The 16,274-nt window shown below is 63.4% G+C and carries 13 protein-coding genes; 4 read left to right on the forward strand and 9 right to left on the reverse strand.

What is annotated here, in order from left to right; all coding sequences use genetic code 11:
• Positions 1–56: 56 nt before the first annotated feature.
• From APH36_RS01230 to APH36_RS01250, 5 genes are all read right to left on the reverse strand, one after another.
• Positions 57–1,463, reverse strand: a complete 1,407-nt coding sequence (locus APH36_RS01230; RefSeq protein ID WP_060497140.1) for an amino acid permease — start codon at positions 1,461–1,463, stop codon at positions 57–59.
• A gap of 196 nt (positions 1,464–1,659) precedes the next feature.
• Positions 1,660–3,912, reverse strand: a complete 2,253-nt coding sequence (locus APH36_RS01235) for a hybrid sensor histidine kinase/response regulator (RefSeq protein ID WP_060497141.1) — start codon at positions 3,910–3,912, stop codon at positions 1,660–1,662.
• Complete coding sequence (locus APH36_RS01240) at positions 3,909–4,685, reverse strand: ABC transporter substrate-binding protein (RefSeq protein WP_060497142.1); 777 nt, start codon at positions 4,683–4,685, stop codon at positions 3,909–3,911. Before APH36_RS01240 ends, APH36_RS01235 begins: the two co-directional genes overlap by 4 nt.
• The gene (locus tag APH36_RS01245) at positions 4,682–5,398 is read right to left on the reverse strand and encodes a response regulator (RefSeq protein WP_016715658.1); all 717 of its coding nucleotides are present in this window, start codon (positions 5,396–5,398) and stop codon (positions 4,682–4,684) included. Before APH36_RS01245 ends, APH36_RS01240 begins: the two co-directional genes overlap by 4 nt.
• A 73-nt stretch (positions 5,399–5,471) precedes the next feature.
• Positions 5,472–6,116, reverse strand: a complete 645-nt coding sequence (locus APH36_RS01250; RefSeq protein WP_060497143.1) for a TetR family transcriptional regulator C-terminal domain-containing protein — start codon at positions 6,114–6,116, stop codon at positions 5,472–5,474.
• Between the two features lie 102 nt (positions 6,117–6,218).
• Here APH36_RS01250 and APH36_RS01255 point away from each other — a divergent pair, with 102 nt between their 5' ends.
• Positions 6,219–6,965 carry an enoyl-CoA hydratase-related protein gene (locus tag APH36_RS01255; protein WP_060497144.1) on the forward strand — a complete coding sequence of 249 codons (747 nt, stop codon included), beginning with the start codon at positions 6,219–6,221 and terminating at the stop codon, positions 6,963–6,965.
• 11 nt (positions 6,966–6,976) lie between these two features.
• Here the strand turns inward: APH36_RS01255 and APH36_RS01260 are convergent, their stop codons facing one another.
• Entirely contained in the window at positions 6,977–7,990 is a 1,014-nt protein-coding gene (locus APH36_RS01260; RefSeq protein WP_306303025.1) for a lipocalin-like domain-containing protein, read from the reverse strand.
• Between the two features lie 152 nt (positions 7,991–8,142).
• Between APH36_RS01260 and APH36_RS01265 the strand changes: the two genes are divergently transcribed.
• Both APH36_RS01265 and APH36_RS01270 read left to right on the forward strand, forming a co-directional pair.
• Positions 8,143–9,210: an aromatic ring-hydroxylating dioxygenase subunit alpha gene (locus APH36_RS01265; RefSeq protein WP_060497145.1), complete on the forward strand. Its 1,068-nt coding sequence runs from the start codon at positions 8,143–8,145 to the stop codon at positions 9,208–9,210.
• A gap of 12 nt (positions 9,211–9,222) precedes the next feature.
• The gene (locus APH36_RS01270) at positions 9,223–10,173 is read left to right on the forward strand and encodes a PDR/VanB family oxidoreductase (protein WP_060497146.1); all 951 of its coding nucleotides are present in this window, start codon (positions 9,223–9,225) and stop codon (positions 10,171–10,173) included.
• Positions 10,174–10,179: 6 nt separating this feature from the next.
• Here the strand turns inward: APH36_RS01270 and APH36_RS01275 are convergent, their stop codons facing one another.
• The 3 genes from APH36_RS01275 to APH36_RS01285 form a co-directional block, all read right to left on the reverse strand.
• Complete coding sequence (locus APH36_RS01275; RefSeq protein WP_060497147.1) at positions 10,180–10,893, reverse strand: GntR family transcriptional regulator; 714 nt, start codon at positions 10,891–10,893, stop codon at positions 10,180–10,182.
• A 147-nt stretch (positions 10,894–11,040) separates the two neighbouring features.
• Positions 11,041–12,294, reverse strand: a complete 1,254-nt coding sequence (locus APH36_RS01280) for an OprD family porin (RefSeq protein ID WP_177337065.1) — start codon at positions 12,292–12,294, stop codon at positions 11,041–11,043.
• Between the two features lie 103 nt (positions 12,295–12,397).
• The gene (locus APH36_RS01285) at positions 12,398–13,738 is read right to left on the reverse strand and encodes an MFS transporter (RefSeq protein WP_060497148.1); all 1,341 of its coding nucleotides are present in this window, start codon (positions 13,736–13,738) and stop codon (positions 12,398–12,400) included.
• Between the two features lie 562 nt (positions 13,739–14,300).
• Here APH36_RS01285 and mrdA point away from each other — a divergent pair.
• A complete protein-coding gene (mrdA, locus tag APH36_RS01290) occupies positions 14,301–16,196 on the forward strand; it encodes a penicillin-binding protein 2 (RefSeq protein ID WP_060497149.1) in 1,896 nt (631 codons plus the stop codon).
• The last annotated feature ends 78 nt before the right edge of the window (positions 16,197–16,274 follow it).

Below are 16,274 nucleotides of genomic sequence, written 5' to 3' on the forward strand. Positions count from 1 at the left end.
ATCTCACGGGCAACAAACATGCTGCGACGAACACCAGCAACCAACGGACTACGGCATCAAATCCCCGGTGCACTTGCCTCCAAGGCCCCCTGCCGACGGCGATTGACAAAGAAGTACGCCGCATAGCACAGGGCAATGAAGCCAAAGCCCCAGTACAGCGACGGCCGCTGGGTTTCATCCAGCGCCAGGAACACAAACAGCGAACTGCACAAGGTGATGCACAGCAGCGGCACCAACGGGTACAGCGGCGCCCTGTACTTCAACCCTTGCAGTTGCCCACCTTCACGCAGGTAGGCTTTGCGGAAGCGGTATTGCGCCAGGGCAATGACGATCCAGGTCACGGTGCCGGACATGCCGCTCACCGCCATCAGCACCATGAACAGGGTGTCGGCGGCAATGAAGCTGGTCATCAACGAGATCAACGCAAAGCACAGGGTGATGCTCAGCGCCCGCAGCGGCACACCACGCTTGCTCAGCGGCGACAGGCTTTTCGGCGCCATGCCGCTCTTGGACATGGCCCACAGAATGCGCGTGGACGCATACAGCCCGGAGTTGCCCACTGACAGGATGGCGGTAAGGATGACGAAGTTCATCAGGTCGGCGGCGTAAGGGATGCCGACCATGTCGAACACCTGTACGAACGGGCTTTCCATCAAGCCGGCCTGCTCGTACGGCACGATGGCCGACAGCACGGCAATCGCTAGCACATAAAAGATCAGCACACGGAACACCACGTTGCGCACGGCCCGCGGGATGCTCTTTTCCGGGTGCTCGGTCTCACCGGCTGCCACCCCCATGATTTCACACCCCTGGAAGGCATAGACCACGGTCATCATCACGGCGAAGACTGCCGACAGGCCGTGTGGGAACAGCGACTCGCCCACCAGGTTGTCCAGCATCGGTGCCGGTGCCCCGCTGCTCAGCGGGATGGCGCCAAAAATCACCAACAAGCCAATGACAATGAAACCAAGGATGGTCGCCACCTTGATGCCCGAGAACCAGTACTCCGCCTCGCCAAAAGCGCGGGTGGCCAAGGCGTTGAGGCCGAACAGCACGACCACGAACAGCGCCGACCAGTACCAGATCGGCACCTCGGGAAACCAGCGGGTCATCAGCATGCCGGCGGCGGTGAACTCCAGGCCCACCGTAGTGGCCCAGCTCATCCAGTACACCCAGCCGATCATGAAGCCGGTGGCGGGGCCGATGAACTTGGTGGCGTGGGCCTGGAACGAGCCGGACACCGGCATCTGCACCGACAGCTCACCCAGGCAGACCATCACCAGATACATCAGCAAGCCTGCCACCAGGTAGGCCAGGATCGCGCCCACCGGGCCACCCTGGTTGATGGTCACGCCCGAGCCCATGAACAGGCCGGTGCCGATCACGCCGCCCAGCGACAACATGAAGATGTGGCGGCTTTTCAGTGCGCGGGTGAGCTGGATCTTCTCGTGGGTGTCAGTCATGGTGCACCTCGCCATTACGGCCGGTGCGCGGGGTGGTACGAAGGAAGGGCTGAGCACTAGGGCATGTCATTGTTCTTGTCTCCAGTAAGCCTCATGGACCGCGTACAGCACGGTTGCCATGGATTATTGGAAACAGATGTAAGGCGCCGTTGTACGAACGGATCGAAGATGTAAAAAGTCGTAAGTTTTTTGTACGTCAGCCCTGGATCAGCTGCTCCAGGGTGGCGCGGGCCTGACCGAGCTGGCTTGCCAATGGCTCGCCAAGCGCCTTCAACGCCTGTTCGTCGTGCTGCCGGGCCGCCTCTTCAAGGCAGCGCAATAGCACCGCCAGGCCAGAAAAGCCCAGGGAGTCGCAACTGCCGGCCAAACGATGGGCCAGGTGCAGCACTTCGGTATCGTCCTGGGCCAGCAGCGCCTCGGTCAGTGCCGTGGCGTGCTGCTCCAGTGACTGGCGCAGCACCTTCAGCAAGCCCTGCAGTTTCTGCTCACCCAGCAGCGAACGGTGGGTCTCCAGCAGCGACCAGTCCATGTCTGCGTCAGTGCCGCCCCCTTCGCTGGGCGCCACTTCGGCCAACGCCTTGCGCAGGGTCTCCAACCGCAACGGCTTGGCCAATACCCCCTGCATGCCGGCCGCCAGATAACCCGATACCTGCCCCGGTTGCACCCCGGCCGTCAGCGCCAGAATCCGGCTGGCGCGGTTCGGTCCGGGCGAGGCACGCAGCCTCTGGCACAGTTCCACCCCACTCATGCCCGGCAAGTGTACGTCCAGCAGGATCAGGTCGAAGCGAAGCTGCGCGCAAACCTGCAGGGCCTGCCCGGCGTCTTCGGCAAAGCTCACCCGATGGCCATCGCGCAGCAGCAACCCACTCGCCACCTCGCGGTTCAGTGCCACGTCTTCGACCACCAGGATATCCAGGCTGGGCATGGGCGGCATGGCGGGTGACCGGCCCGGCACGGGTTGCCCGTGGGCCATTTCGAGCTCGAACCAGAAGCAACTGCCCTGCCCCGGCACGCTGTCCAGGCCGATGCTGCCGCCCAGTTTTTCCACCAGGTGCTTGCAGATCGCCAGGCCCAGGCCGGTGCCGCCATAGCGACGGGCCACGGCCTCGCTGGCCTGGACGAAGCGGTCGAAGATTTTCGCCTGCACGGCGGGCTCGATGCCGATGCCATTGTCACTGACCGACAGCCGCAAGCGCTGCGCGTGTTCGCTACTGGCAAGCACCCGCACCCCAAGCTGCACCTGGCCGTGCTCGGTGAACTTGATGGCATTGGCCAGCAGGTTGCTGAGCACCTGACGCAGGTACTGCTCGGCACCGTGCTGGTACTCGCCCAGCTGCTCATCGATATGCAGGTGCAACGTGTCGCCGTTGTCCTTGGCCATGGGCTCAAGCAGCGTCAACACTTCCTGGCACAGTTGGCGCAAGGAAAAATCCACCCGCTCGGCCCGGCTCTCGCCTTCTTCGAGCCGGGCGAAATACAGCACCTCGTTGAGAATCGCCAGCAGCCCCTCGCCGGCCTTGTACAAGGCCTCGACGCGCTGACGGTCAGGCAACTCCAACCGCCCGCCACGCAACAATTCGGCCATGCCCAGAATGCCGTTAAGCGGCGTACGCAGCTCATGGCTCATGGTCGCCAGAAAGCGCGACTTGGCCAGGTTGGCAGCCTCGGCCTCGTCCTTGGCCCGGGCCAGGCTGGCGGTACGCCGCTCGACCATGGCCTGCAGTTCGTCGCGCTTGTCCTGCAGTTCAAGCCGATCACGCTCGCGGCGCTCGATGTCGCTGAGGATGGCGCGGCGCATATCGTCCAAGGCATTGGCCACCGTGTCGATTTCATCCGGGCGCGATGAAGGGCGACGGCCCAGCCGCAACGGCTCCTGCCACTGGCCGGCGCCAATACGGCGAGCGAACTCGGCCATCACTTGCAGATGGCGGGTGACCAGTCGGTAGAAAAGCCCCGACAGCGCCACCGCCAACCCGCACAAAAACACGCCCATCCACAGCAGGCTGGTCAAGCCGGTGGCATACAGCCGCTGATGCACGGCCCCCAGGTCAATGGTCACTTCCAGCTCACCCAGGTGCCTGGCAGGCCCCGAAGGGGGCTGAAAGTCGAGCGGGAAGCGCTCGACGCGCAGCGGCCCTTTGGGCTCGGCCGCCCCTCGCTGCAGTTGGAAGTCGTCGCTGACCAGGCGCACCCGGGCCACATCGGAAAAGTCCACCAGGCCGCGCAGTTGGGTGTCCAGCTGCGCCTCGTCCAGGTCCCACAAGCTGCGCTCCAGGCTGGCCAGATAGCCGGCACGGATCAGCGCCATACGCGCGTCAATGTCGCGCATCTCGCGGCGGTACTCGAAGTACAGCTGCACCCCGCTGGCCAGCACGGTGAAGCACAAGCTGAACAACAGGATGAACAACAGCAGGCGGCGCAGCAGGCCGTCAGCGCGCAGCGGGATCATCGGGCATCCACCGGCAGGTTGATCATGTCCCTGTAGGTGACTTCACTCTGCTCCAGCCAGCGCGCGATCTCTCCGGCCTGGTTCATACGCTGCAACTGCGCGTCGATTTCGTCCATGTGCCGGTTCAGGGGTGATCGCCGCGACACCGCAACGCGCAGGTAGTCCACGCTCAGGGCGCTGGGCAATACGCGGATATCCTGCGCCCCGGGCAGGTGCTCGATGAACAGTTGGCCGGTGCGCCGCTCCTGGATCACATAATCGATGCGCCCACGGATCAGCTTGCCGAAGTTCTGCTGGCTGGAAGACACACGCTCGATGTTCTGGTGGCGGGCCACGAAGCGGTCGAATTCGGCGCCGTAGCTTTCACCGTACAGCAGGCCGCCACGGTAGCCCGCAAGGTCCTCCACGCGCTGGAACCGAACCGGCCGAAGGCGGTTGTAGAACACCGCCACCTCTTCGCGTACCACCGGCTCGGTGGAAAAACGCATGCGCTGGTCACGCTGGTCGCTGTTGTAGGCCAATACCACGTCCACTCGCCCGGCGGCGGCGTCCATCAGGCAGCGCTTCCAGTTGCCCAGCACTACCGTCTGCACGTCGTAGCCCATGCGGGTGAACAGCTCGCGCACTACGGTCGGCGCCAGGCCGCGCACCTGGTGGCCATCGCTCCAGGAGATCGGCGGGTACACCGGGTAGTCGCAATAGCGCACCGTCTCGGCCGCACCGGCCTGCGCGGCGAGCAGCACCAGCGCCACCCCCAAGGCGCGGGGGGTCATGCTGCCACGCTGGCAGTGAACAGGTAGCCGGTACCGTGGATGGTGATGATCAGTTGCGGCTCGGCCGGGTCATCGTGCAGCTTGCGCCGCAGGCGGCCGACCAGCACGTCGATGGAACGGTCGTTGGGCACCCACTCACGGTTGCGAATCTGGTCCATCAACTGATCACGGCTGAGGGTATGGCCGCTGTTGCGCAGAAACACGCTGAGCAACTGGAATTCACCGTGGGTGAGCAGGGTTTGCCCCCCGCGCGCGTCAATCAGGCGGCGGCGGTCGGTGTCCAGCGCCCAGTCGGCAAACTGCTTCAGCGACTGCGCACAGGCCGGCACGGGGTGCACTTCGCGAGCATGGCGCACGCGGCGGATCAGGTTTTTGGCGCGCGACACCAGCTCACGGGGGTTGAGCGGTTTGATCACGTAGTCATCGGCGCCGCATTCCAGGCCAACGATACGGTCGATGTCGTCGTTGCGCCCTGTGATGAGGATGATGCCCACCTCCGAGCGCACCCGCAGCTCGCGGGTCAGGGTGAGGCCGTCCTTGCCGGGCAGGCGGATATCCAGCAGCACCAGGTCGACATCCTGGCTGCCGAGCAAGGCTTCGGCTTTTTCTGCCGTATCAGCGCAGTGTACGTCGTAGCCTTCCTGGGAAAGATAGGCCTGCAGCAAGTCACGAATAAGCGGATCGTCATCGACGATCAATACCCGAGGCGTCATTGCGTGTCGTCTCTTTTTATTGGTGTTGTTCTACACACTCGCGCCAGCAGCGTACTCGTTACTGAACAGGCGATCAACAGCCCTCGGGCAGGCTGAAACGGCGCCGACCACCGGCTTGCAGGCCATCGACCCAGGCTTCGCAGATAGTCACGCCCTGCTCGGGCGTGAAGGTGCCGGGGTTGAGCCCCGACTCCAGCCACAGGCCGTCGAGCAAGGCGCTGAGGCTAATGGCGGCGAGGTCGGCATCGAAGCCCTGCCAGCCCTCATCCCCGGCGAGCGAGGCCAGCAGCTGGCTCAGCTCCTTGCGGTACTCGCCATAGGAATGGTCGTGCACCTGGTTGATTGCATCAGCTGTCTTGACCGCGCCCCAGAACGCCAGCCAGGCGTCAAGCAGTTGCGGGTCGAGCAACTCTGCGCAGAACGAAGCGCGGAAAAACGCCGACAACCGCTCGCGGGCATTGGGCGCGGCCTGGGCCATGGCTTCACGCAACAGGCCCATCACCCGCCCGGTAACCGCCAGGTAGGCCTCGGCCACCAGTTCGTCCTTGCCGGCGTAGTGGTGGCTGATCAGCCCTACCGAAACCCCCGCCTCGGCCGAGATCTTGCGGATCGAAGCCCCCTGGAAGCCATGGCGCTTGAGGCACACCAGGGTCGCTTCGACCAGGTTGGCTTTGCGCAATTCCGGCAGCATGCGGTGGTAGCGGGCTTCCTGGTTCATGGGCGGCTCTCGGTTCGGGGGCTGGACTGAACGACTGTACAACAAGCCGGCGTGCGTGATAAACCCTTGGCTCTCCTGCCCACAACAACAAAAGCGGCTGCCATGAACGACCTGATCACACGCGACCTGGACCAGGGCCTGCTGACCCTGGCCTTCAACCGCCCCGACAAGCTCAACGCACTGAACACGGCCATGTACCAGCGGCTGGGTGACCTGCTGTTGGCGGCCAGTGAAGACCCGGGTGTGGAGGCAATCATCATCACCGGTGGGCCGCAGTGCTTCACCGCGGGCAACGACCTGCGCGATTTTCTCGACAACCCGCCCGGTGATCTGGACAGCCCGGTATTTCGCCTGATGCGGGTGGTGATGGGCCTGGACAAGCCGCTGATCGCGGCAGTCAGTGGCGCGGCCATCGGCATTGGTGCCACCTTGCTGTTGCATTGCGACCAGGTGCTTGTCAGCCGTTCGACCAAGCTGCGCATGCCGTTCGCGCCACTGGGTGTGTGCCCGGAGTTTGGCTCCAGCCTGCTGCTGCCTCGCTTGCTTGGCCAGGCCCGTGCGGCCCGCTTGCTGCTGGGCAATGAACTGCTCAATGGCGAACAGATGGTGGCCTGGGGGCTGGCCAACGAGCTGCATGAGGATGGCGAACAGTGCCTGGCCGCCGCCCGGCGGCTTGCGCAGCAGCTGCAAGGCTACCCGCAGGCGGCGCTGCGTATCAGCAAGCGGCTGCTCAAGGACAGCCAGCGGGCCGAGCTGGAGGCGACGGTGGCGCGGGAGAGCCGGCTGTTTATCGACTGTTTGCGTACCGAGGAAGCACGGACCGTGTTAAGGGGCCTGATCAAGGATTGAATGGGCTGAGGCTAGTATCCGGTCATCTCCAGATACCCGCGCCCACCCGCACTCCCCGTCAACCGCACCGGCCCTCCCCAATACGGAAACCGCGTATCCATCCATGCCTGCGGTTCCACTGCATCCACGTGTATATCTACCCCATGCGCTGGTACCTGCACCCGCCAGCGCGTTGGCACCTGCTTGTCATTTTTCTGAGTCACCAAAGCAAGCGCCTGCATCTGGATCTGCTCCCCATGAAGCGCCTCCACCTCTCCTTGCGGGCCTACCCAAGTGCCGGCGCGATACGCTTCACCCTGCGCCTCGCGCACCTGGAACAGCATCAGCTTGGCGCCACTGTCCAGATGCAGGGAAAACCAGTCCCATCCCGTCTGCCCGGCAGCCAGCGGCTGGCTGCTCCATTCCCGGTCCAGCCAGGCCTGACCAGTGACAGCAATGCACAGGCCATCACGCTCCACCTCCCCGTGCACGCGGTAAAAAGGCTGGCTGTAATAATAGGAAGCCTGCCCCTTGCCAGATTTTTCGCTGTAACCCTGGTCGCCGTGCAGCACCAAGGGCCGCTCACTGCGTAAGCGCAAGTCGTAGCGGAACGCTTCACCACTGGCGCTCATCCGCAGGCTTTCGATGCCATCGTTGCCCTGCAATACCCAGTCATTAATCCACGCCCGAAACGGCTGGGCGTGCACGCCGGCCTGGCCGATACCACCGCGCGCCAGGCTTTCGCCAGACTGATGCCCACCCGGGCCGGTCAAAGCCGCATGCCCCATCCACAGGTTCGGGCTGTTCCAGTCAGCGGTTTCTGGGCCGGGGCGCAGTGCCGAGCGGAACAGCGTCCACTGCGCGCCCCAGTCGCGCCCCTGGGCGTCCTTGAGGTTGGCGGTGACATACCACCACTCGATGCGAAATCCGTCGTGAGGGCCGTGGTCATCGCCACCACCCGAATGGCGATACGCGACTACCTGCGAAGGCGCAACGCGGTGTATGGCACCGGCTACGCCGGTGTTCGCGGGTGAACCCGCTCCCACAGGGAACGCGGTACGCCATCAATTATGGATCCATTATAGATCCGATAATCGCCCATAACATCGTTATTCATAGATTTTTGTGTTGACCAAGGAAGGCAGGCCTGGCTCTAATGGATCCATTAAATAAAAACAAAACCCGGAGAGCCTCCCCCATGTACCCCAAAAACACCTGGTACGTAGCCTGCACCCCCGACGAAATCGCCACCAAACCCTTGGGCCGACAGATCTGCGGCGAGAAGATCGTGTTCTACCGCGCCCAGGAAAACCGCGTGGCCGCCGTGGAGGACTTCTGCCCGCACCGTGGTGCGCCGTTGTCGCTGGGTTACGTTGAAGACGGCAACCTGGTGTGTGGTTACCACGGCCTGGTGATGGGCTGCGATGGCAAGACCGTGTCGATGCCGGGCCAGCGGGTACGGGGCTTTCCCTGCAACAAAACCTTCGCCGCCGTCGAGCGCTATGGCTTCATCTGGGTCTGGCCCGGCGACCAGGCGCTGGCCGACCCGGCGCTGATCCCGCACCTGGAATGGGCCGTCAATGAAGAGTGGGCCTATGGCGGTGGGCTGTTCCATATCGGTTGCGACTACCGCCTGATGATTGACAACCTGATGGACCTCACCCACGAAACCTACGTGCACGCCTCCAGCATCGGCCAGAAAGAAATCGACGAGGCACCGCCCGTCACCACCGTCATCGGCGACGAAGTGGTCACCGCCCGGCACATGGAAAACATCATGGCCCCGCCCTTCTGGCGCATGGCCCTGCGTGGCAACGGGCTGGCAGACGATGTGCCGGTGGACCGCTGGCAGATCTGCCGCTTCACCCCGCCCAGCCATGTGCTGATCGAAGTGGGCGTGGCGCATGCCGGCAAAGGGGGCTACCACGCGCAGGCGCAGCATAAGGCGTCGAGCATCGTGGTGGACTTCATCACGCCAGAGAGCGACACCTCGATCTGGTACTTCTGGGGCATGGCGCGCAATTTTGCGGCGCAGGACCAGGCGCTGACCGACAACATCCGGGAAGGCCAGGGCAAGATCTTCAGCGAAGACCTGGAGATGCTGGAGCGCCAGCAACAGAACCTGTTGGCCTACCCGGAACGCAACCTGCTGAAGCTGAACATCGATGCCGGTGGCGTGCAGTCGCGCAAGATCCTGGAGCGGCTGATTGCCAAAGAGCGCATGCCGCAACCACAACTGATTGCCACCAGCGCTAGCCCTGCCTGAGGAGAAGCCAAGATGATCGATGCCATAGTGGTTTCCCGCAACGATGAAGCGCAGGGCATTTGCAGCTTCGAGCTGGCAGCAGCGGATGGCAGCCTGCTGCCCGCGTTCAGCGCGGGCTCACATATAGATGTGCACTTGCCCGATGGGCTGGTGCGCCAGTATTCCTTGTGCAACCACCCCGAAGAGCGCCACCGCTACCTGATCGGTGTGCTCAACGACCCGGCCTCGCGGGGTGGTTCACGCCGCCTGCACGAGCAGGTACAGGCCGGCGCACGCCTGCGCATCAGCGAACCCCGCAACCTGTTCCCGCTGGCGGAAGGGGCTCGGCGCAGTGTGCTGTTTGCCGGAGGTATCGGGATTACCCCTATCCTATGCATGGCCGAGCAGCTGGCGCAAAGCGGTGGGGATTTCGAACTGCACTACTGCGCCCGCTCGAGTGAGCGTGCCGCCTTTGTTGAACGCATTCGTAAAGCGCCTTTCGCCGACCGCCTGTTCGTGCATTTTGACGAGCAGCCGGAAACGGCACTGGACATCGCCCGGGTGCTGGATAACCCGCAGCCGGATGTACACCTGTATGTGTGTGGGCCAGGTGGTTTCATGCAGCATGTGCTGGACAGCGCCAGGGGCCTGGGCTGGCAGGAGGCTTGCCTGCATCGGGAATATTTTGCCGCAGCGCCGGTGGATGCCAGCAACGACGGCAGCTTCTCGGTACAGGTCGGCAGCACCGGCCGGGTGTTCGAGGTGCCTGCCGACCAGACGGTGGTGCAGGTACTGGAACAGCACGGCATCGAGGTTGCGGTGTCGTGCGAACAGGGCATTTGCGGCACCTGCCTGACGCGCGTGCTGCAAGGCACGCCAGACCATCGCGACATGTTCCTGACCGACGAAGAGCAGGCGCTGAACGACCAGTTCACGCCCTGCTGCTCGCGCTCGAAGACACCCCTGCTGGTGCTGGATATCTGAACCGGCCTACGACGAGGGCAGAATCACCTTCATGCCCTCTTCCACCGTTGCCCCGCCGAAGGTTTCGGCGTAGCGCAAGGTGGCGTTGGCGTGCTCGCGCATGATGGCTTCGGCGCGGGCGCCCTGGCGATTGACCAAGGCATCGAACGCCGCATGGTGTTGCATGTGCGCGAAGTTGAAGCGCCGGTATTCGCGGGGCAGGTCGTGGCGGTCCACGGCCAGCGCTGTGACGGAGGCAAACGGCAGGTGATCGTTGCGCGCCAGGGCATCGGCGATGGCCGGGTTGTGGCTGGCTTCGATGATAACCTGGTGAAAGCGCATGTTGAGGTCGTGGTAGGCCTGCAGGTCTTCCTCGGTGACGAAGCCCTTGTCGAACAACTGGTCGCCTTCGACCAGGCAACGTTGCAGCGCTTCGCGGGCCTGGGCTGACAGGCCACGTTCCGCAGCCTGGCGGGCAGCCAGGCCTTCCAGTACGCCGCGTACCTCGACGGCGCCGGCGATGTCATCGGCACTGACCGAACGCACCTGAAAACCCCGACCGCCAAAACGCACCAGCAGACCTTCCTGCTCAAGGGTGCGAAACGCCATGCGCACCGGCATGCGTGACACGCCGAACAGTTCGGCGGTGGGGACTTCCATCAAGCGCTCGCCAGCTGCAAGCTCGCCCGAGGCGATCATCTTGCGCAACGCGACCAGCACCATTTGACCAGGCTTGCTCATCTGGGCTACTTCCAGGGACATGAGCGGGCATCTTAGCGTATGGCGGGGAGGTGCTGTTGGTTTGTTCGGGCAATACGAGAGACGGTGCGGCGTGTCATTGGGGCTGCTGCGCAGCCCCAATGCCTTAAAGGCGGCGCGGTAAAAGCTTTATAGCGACAGCGGATAGCTGACAATCAGGCGGGTCTGATCGAAATCACTGTTGAAGCTACGCCGGTTGGTCGCGTTGTTCAGCCGGATGTTAAGGTTTTTCAACGCCCCGCTCTGGAAGGTGTAGTTCACTTCGGTATCGCGCTCCCACTCCTTGCCATTGCGGCCGGCCGCCGTGGTCGCGTTCTCACCATGCCCGTAACGCACCATGGCCAACAGCCCTGGCACCCCCAATGCGGCAAAGTTGTAGTCATAACGCACTTGCCACGAGCGCTCGTCGGCGTTGCTGAAGTTGCCGTTGAACATGTCGTTGCCCAAGGTACGGCCACTGCTGCCATACACCGACATCCACTGGCTGTCGCCACTGACCTTCTGCAACCCCAGGTACAGCGTGTGGCCACTGTGCGAGGCCGACAGCAAGGCGTAACCCGTACGGCTCTGGATGTCGCCGATGCGCGCCTGGCCGTCATCCCGGTCGATGAAATAGCCAAGATTGGCCCCCAACGTCCACTCCCCCACCCGTTGGTTGTGCAGCAGGTTGAAGTAGCTTTGCTGGAAGATGTCCTCCAGCTGCGAATGCCAGGCACCGATCAGTGTGCGCTGCTGGTTGAAGCGGTACTCGGCACCGGCGTAGTTGAAGCCGTCCGAGGTGACCCCGGGCGCGGCCCAGGCAGAAAGGTCTTGCATGTCGGACGAGTTGCGCAGGCTTACTTCACGGTACTGGCCGACCTGCAGACTCAAGCCTTCGATCTCTCGCGAATCAAGCATCGCCCCACGGAATGTCTGCGGCAGCAGGCGGCCATCGTCGTAGCGCAGCAGAGGGATGTCGGGCAGCAGCTCACCAACCTTCAGTTCGGTCGCGGAAATACGCAGCTTCGCCGCCAACCCTGCCCGGCCATAATCGTCGGTTGCACGCCCGTCATCGTGCACCGGCAGCAATTCGGAACCGCTGGTGCCACCGCCGCTGTCCAGCTTCACACCGAACATGGCGATACCGTCCAGGCCAACACCGATCACCCCCGGGGTGTAGCCAGAGCTGAACTTGAAGATGAAGCCCTGGGCCCATTCTTCGACCTTGCTCTTGGCCGCCCCCGGGTCGCGGAAATCGCGGTTGAAGTAATAGTTGCGCAGGGTCAGCCCGGCCTTGGCATCGTCAAGGAAGCCTCCCTCCTCGCCCCAGGCCGGCAAACCCAGGCCAAGCGCCAGCGATACCGCCAGGACCGAACGGGCCAGCGTGCAAGTTGTGTGCATCATTATTATTGTTCTCCGCTTTACTTGGGCGCAGCCGCCAGCCCCAGACCAACAGACACCTGGGGCGATAAGCTGCATTCAGGTGCCCGGCCAGGCCGGGCGGCACTTAGTGGCTCAATGCATCGGTAGGTAGAGCAGGTGCCGGCTTGGCCACCGGTCGCAGCAACAGCAAGCACCCTGCCGCCAGCACGAACACGCTGGCGAACACCCCGTACAGGTGCAGCGGTTGCCAGCCACCATCGAGCAACACACCGGCCACGGTGGGCGACAGGATCGCCCCCATGCGCCCGATGCCGATGCCCCAACCCACGCCTGTCGCACGTACCGAAGCGTCATAGACCACCGGCGACAACGCATACAGCCCGGCCACGCAGCCATTGGAAAACAGCCCGATCAGCAGCCCCAGCGCCAGCGCCGCACTGACCGACTCGCCATTGGCCACGAACAACACCAGCAGCGCTGCGGTGATAAGCATGAACAACGCCAGCACCCGCGTCAGCGGCCAACGCGAAGCCAGGCCGCCGATCAGCGCCGCACCGAGGATGCCGCCGACGCTCAGCAGCACCCCGCCGGTAATGCCCTGCTGTGCCGACAGGCCAGCGGCGACCAGCAGTTTCGGCGTCCAGCTCATGACGAAGTAGAAGCCGAACATGACCAGGAAAAACAGCAGCCAGATCACCAGCGTGGTGCGGCGCATGGCAGGCGCCAGCAGTTGCCGGAAGCCGCTGGCGGCGCCCTGTTCCCTTGCAGTGGGTGTTGGCAGTTGTGCCAGCGCCGGCTGGCCGAGGCGAACGGCCAGGCGATTGACCCGTGCCAGCGCATTGGCCGGGCGACGTGCCAGCAGAAAGTCCAGCGACTCCGGCAACCACAGCAGCACCAGCGGGATCACCAGCACGGTGACAATGCCGCCAAACAGGAACACCGAGCGCCAGCCCCATTGCCCCAGCAGCCACACCGCCAGCAAGCCGCCCAACGTCGCGCCCAGGGCGTAGCCGGTGGACTGCAGGCTCACCGCCAGCCCGCGCCAGCGTTTGCTGGCGTACTCACTGGCAATCACGTTGCTGCTGGCCAGGATGCCGCCGATGCCCAGCCCGGTCAGGCCACGCAGCAACGCCAGTTGCAACGGGGTTTGGCTCATCGCCGAAAGCAGCATGCCGACACCAGACAGCGCCAAACACAGCAGGATCAGCGGGCGGCGACCAAAGCGGTCGGCCCACGGCGCAATGAACAACGAGCCGGCCGCCATGCCGAACAGGCCGGCGCTGAGCAGCAGCCCTACCTGTGCCCCGTTCAGGCCCCACTCGGCAGACACCGAGGCAGCCGTGAAGGCCATCACCAGTACGTCGAAGCCATCGATCATGTTGAGGATGATGCAAATACCAATGGCCAGGCACTGGAAGCGGCCCATCGGGTCGTTGTCCAGGCGTTGCTTGAGATCGGCATTCATAAGGTCACCTGCCGGTTCACAGGTGGGAGAACAGATACGCACACGCAGGCAAAGCGCAAGGAACCCTGACGGTTCCGTAGCCCTGGAAAACCACTCATGACTGGACCCTTTTTGTAATTGTTGTCGCATACGGCTGGAGGGCTCCGGCCGTTGTCAGGCGCTAATCAACCAGATAGTGGATCCACAAACAATCACTTCGAAGGTGGAGGCTCGGGGTGAAACGCGGTTAACAAAGAAATAAAACGACTAAAATAAAATTTTATTACGTATTTTCAACAGCTTATACATTTATTCTATAAATGATTTCTTGTTCGTTTATCGCACAAATTTTATCTATGGATCCACAAATACACCAGAATCGCCCCCAATCCCCTTCACCCAGGGTTAGCCATGAACAAATCTTCATGATGTGCGCCAGCGCCCTGATCACGGGGCACACAGCCCCTACGCGCTTTCTGATGGGCTCCACTCACCTTGAGGCTGCGGGGCGTGTTGCGTAGCATCCCCCGCCCGTTCGCGCGCCCGCACGGCCAACGCGATACCCGTAGAAAGAAGAGCCCTGATGCCACAGCCCATCCCCCTCAAGGACCACGAAAAGGAAAAGCACCTGGTCAACCGCCGGCTTCTGGCCTGCGCCGCCCTGGTGTTCAGCCTGTGTGCCGTTCTGGTGGGACGGCTGTACGTATTGCAGGTGCTGCAGCACGACCAGCAGACAGCCGTGTCGGAAAACAACCGCGTGCACGTACTGCCCATCGCCCCCGAACGCGGGCTGATTTACGACCGCAACGGCGTGGTATTGGCAGACAACAAACCCAGCTTCGACCTGACCATGACCCGCGAGCGGGCCGGTGGCGACTCGGCCAAGGTGCTCGATGCCCTGACCCAGGTACTGGGCCTGACCGACGACGACCGCAAGCAGTTCGACAAGGACCTGCGCCGGGGCCGCAAACCGTTCGAGCCCGTCACCTTGATGGTGGGCCTGAGCGAAGAGCAGATCGCCCTGGTGGCCGTGAACCAGTTCCGCCTGCCAGGCCTGGAGGTTGAGCCGCAGTTCATCCGCGAGTACCCGCTGGCCGAACATTTCGCCCATTCGGTAGGCTATGTGGGGCGTATCAACGAGAAAGAGGCCAAGGTCCTCGACAGTACCGAGTACCGAGGCACCCAATCGATCGGCAAGACCGGCATCGAACACTTCTACGAAAGCCAGCTGCACGGCCACGTGGGCTACGAAGAGGTCGAGACCAACGCCCAGGGCCGGGTGATGCGCGTGCTCAACCACAAGGACCCGACCCCGGGCCAGGACATCGTCCTGACCCTGGACGCCCACCTGCAGATAGCCGCAGAAAAAGCGCTGGGCGACCGCCGCGGCTCGGTGGTGGTGCTGGACCCGGCCAATGGCGATGTACTGGCAATGGTCAGCAACCCCAGCTTCGACCCCAACCTGTTCGTCAAAGGCATCAGCTTCAAGCAGTACGCCGAACTGCGCGATTCCATCGACCGCCCGCTGTTCAACCGCGTGCTGCGCGGCCTGTATGCCCCAGGCTCGACGGTGAAGCCGGAGGTAGCCATCGCAGGCCTCGACAGCGGCGTGATCACCCCGGGTAGCCGTGTATTCGACCCGGGCTACTACGAGCTGCCCAACTACGACCACAAGTACCGCAACTGGAACCGCAGCGGCGACGGCTGGGTGGACATGTACACCGCCATCATGCGCTCCAACGACACTTACTTCTACGACCTGGCGCACAAGCTGGGCATCGACCGCCTGCACGACTACATGGCCGAATTCGGGCTGGGCCAGAAGGTGTCACTGGACATGTTCGAGGAAGCCTCCGGGCTGATGCCGTCGGCCGAGTGGAAGCGCGCCACGCGCCGCCAGGCATGGTTCCCGGGCGAAACGCTGATCCTGGGCATTGGCCAGGGCTACATGCAGGTCACCCCGCTGCAACTGGCCCAGGCCACCAGCCTGCTGGCGAGCAAAGGGGTGTGGCACCGCCCCCACCTGGCGATGACCGTGGGCGGCGATGCGCCAGTCGACCCTAACCCGATGCCCAACATCGTGCTGCACGACAAACATGCCTGGGACCAGGTCAGCCAGGGCATGCAGATGGTCATGCACGACCCGCGTGGCATCGCCCGTGCGGCGGCAGCGGGGGCACAGTACCGGATTGCCGGCAAGAGTGGTACCGCGCAGGTGGTGGCGATCAAGCAAGGTGAGCGCTACAACCGCAACAAGACCCTGGAGCGGCACCGTGACAACGCCTTGTTTGTCGGCTTTGCACCGGCCGACCACCCGAGTGTGGTGGTGGCGGTGATGATCGAGAACGGTGAGGCTGGGGGCCGGGTGGCAGGGCCGGTGGTGCGGGAGGTGATGGATGCTTATCTGCTGGATGAGCAGGGGCATCTGAAACCTGAGTTTGCGGCAGGAGTGACGGCTCACAGCGCGCCACACATTTAAGCATTTTGGTGTGCCTCGCCAGGGCGAAAATCAGGCATGGGCTTACCGGCCTCTTCGCGGGCAAGCCCGCGAAGAGGC

Origin of the sequence: Pseudomonas sp. NBRC 111133 (genome assembly GCF_001320605.1) — a bacterium.
GTDB classification, from domain to species: domain Bacteria; phylum Pseudomonadota; class Gammaproteobacteria; order Pseudomonadales; family Pseudomonadaceae; genus Aquipseudomonas; species Aquipseudomonas monteilii.

Bases quoted from the DNA above. Each gene is read 5' to 3' on its own strand.
- APH36_RS01275 (WP_060497147.1), bottom strand. From the start codon at position 10,893: ATGAGCAAGCCTGGTCAAATGGTGCTGGTCGCGTTGCGCAAGATGATC.
- APH36_RS01245 (WP_016715658.1), bottom strand. From the start codon at position 5,398: ATGACGCCTCGGGTATTGATCGTCGATGACGATCCGCTTATTCGTGAC.
- APH36_RS01255 (WP_060497144.1), top strand. From the start codon at position 6,219: ATGAACGACCTGATCACACGCGACCTGGACCAGGGCCTGCTGACCCTG.
- APH36_RS01280 (WP_177337065.1), bottom strand. From the start codon at position 12,294: ATGATGCACACAACTTGCACGCTGGCCCGTTCGGTCCTGGCGGTATCG.
- APH36_RS01265 (WP_060497145.1), top strand. From the start codon at position 8,143: ATGTACCCCAAAAACACCTGGTACGTAGCCTGCACCCCCGACGAAATC.
- APH36_RS01250 (WP_060497143.1), bottom strand. From the start codon at position 6,116: ATGAACCAGGAAGCCCGCTACCACCGCATGCTGCCGGAATTGCGCAAA.
- APH36_RS01285 (WP_060497148.1), bottom strand. From the start codon at position 13,738: ATGAATGCCGATCTCAAGCAACGCCTGGACAACGACCCGATGGGCCGC.
- APH36_RS01230 (WP_060497140.1), bottom strand. From the start codon at position 1,463: ATGACTGACACCCACGAGAAGATCCAGCTCACCCGCGCACTGAAAAGC.
- APH36_RS01270 (WP_060497146.1), top strand. From the start codon at position 9,223: ATGATCGATGCCATAGTGGTTTCCCGCAACGATGAAGCGCAGGGCATT.
- mrdA (WP_060497149.1), top strand. From the start codon at position 14,301: ATGCCACAGCCCATCCCCCTCAAGGACCACGAAAAGGAAAAGCACCTG.
- APH36_RS01240 (WP_060497142.1), bottom strand. From the start codon at position 4,685: ATGACCCCCCGCGCCTTGGGGGTGGCGCTGGTGCTGCTCGCCGCGCAG.
- APH36_RS01235 (WP_060497141.1), bottom strand. From the start codon at position 3,912: ATGATCCCGCTGCGCGCTGACGGCCTGCTGCGCCGCCTGCTGTTGTTC.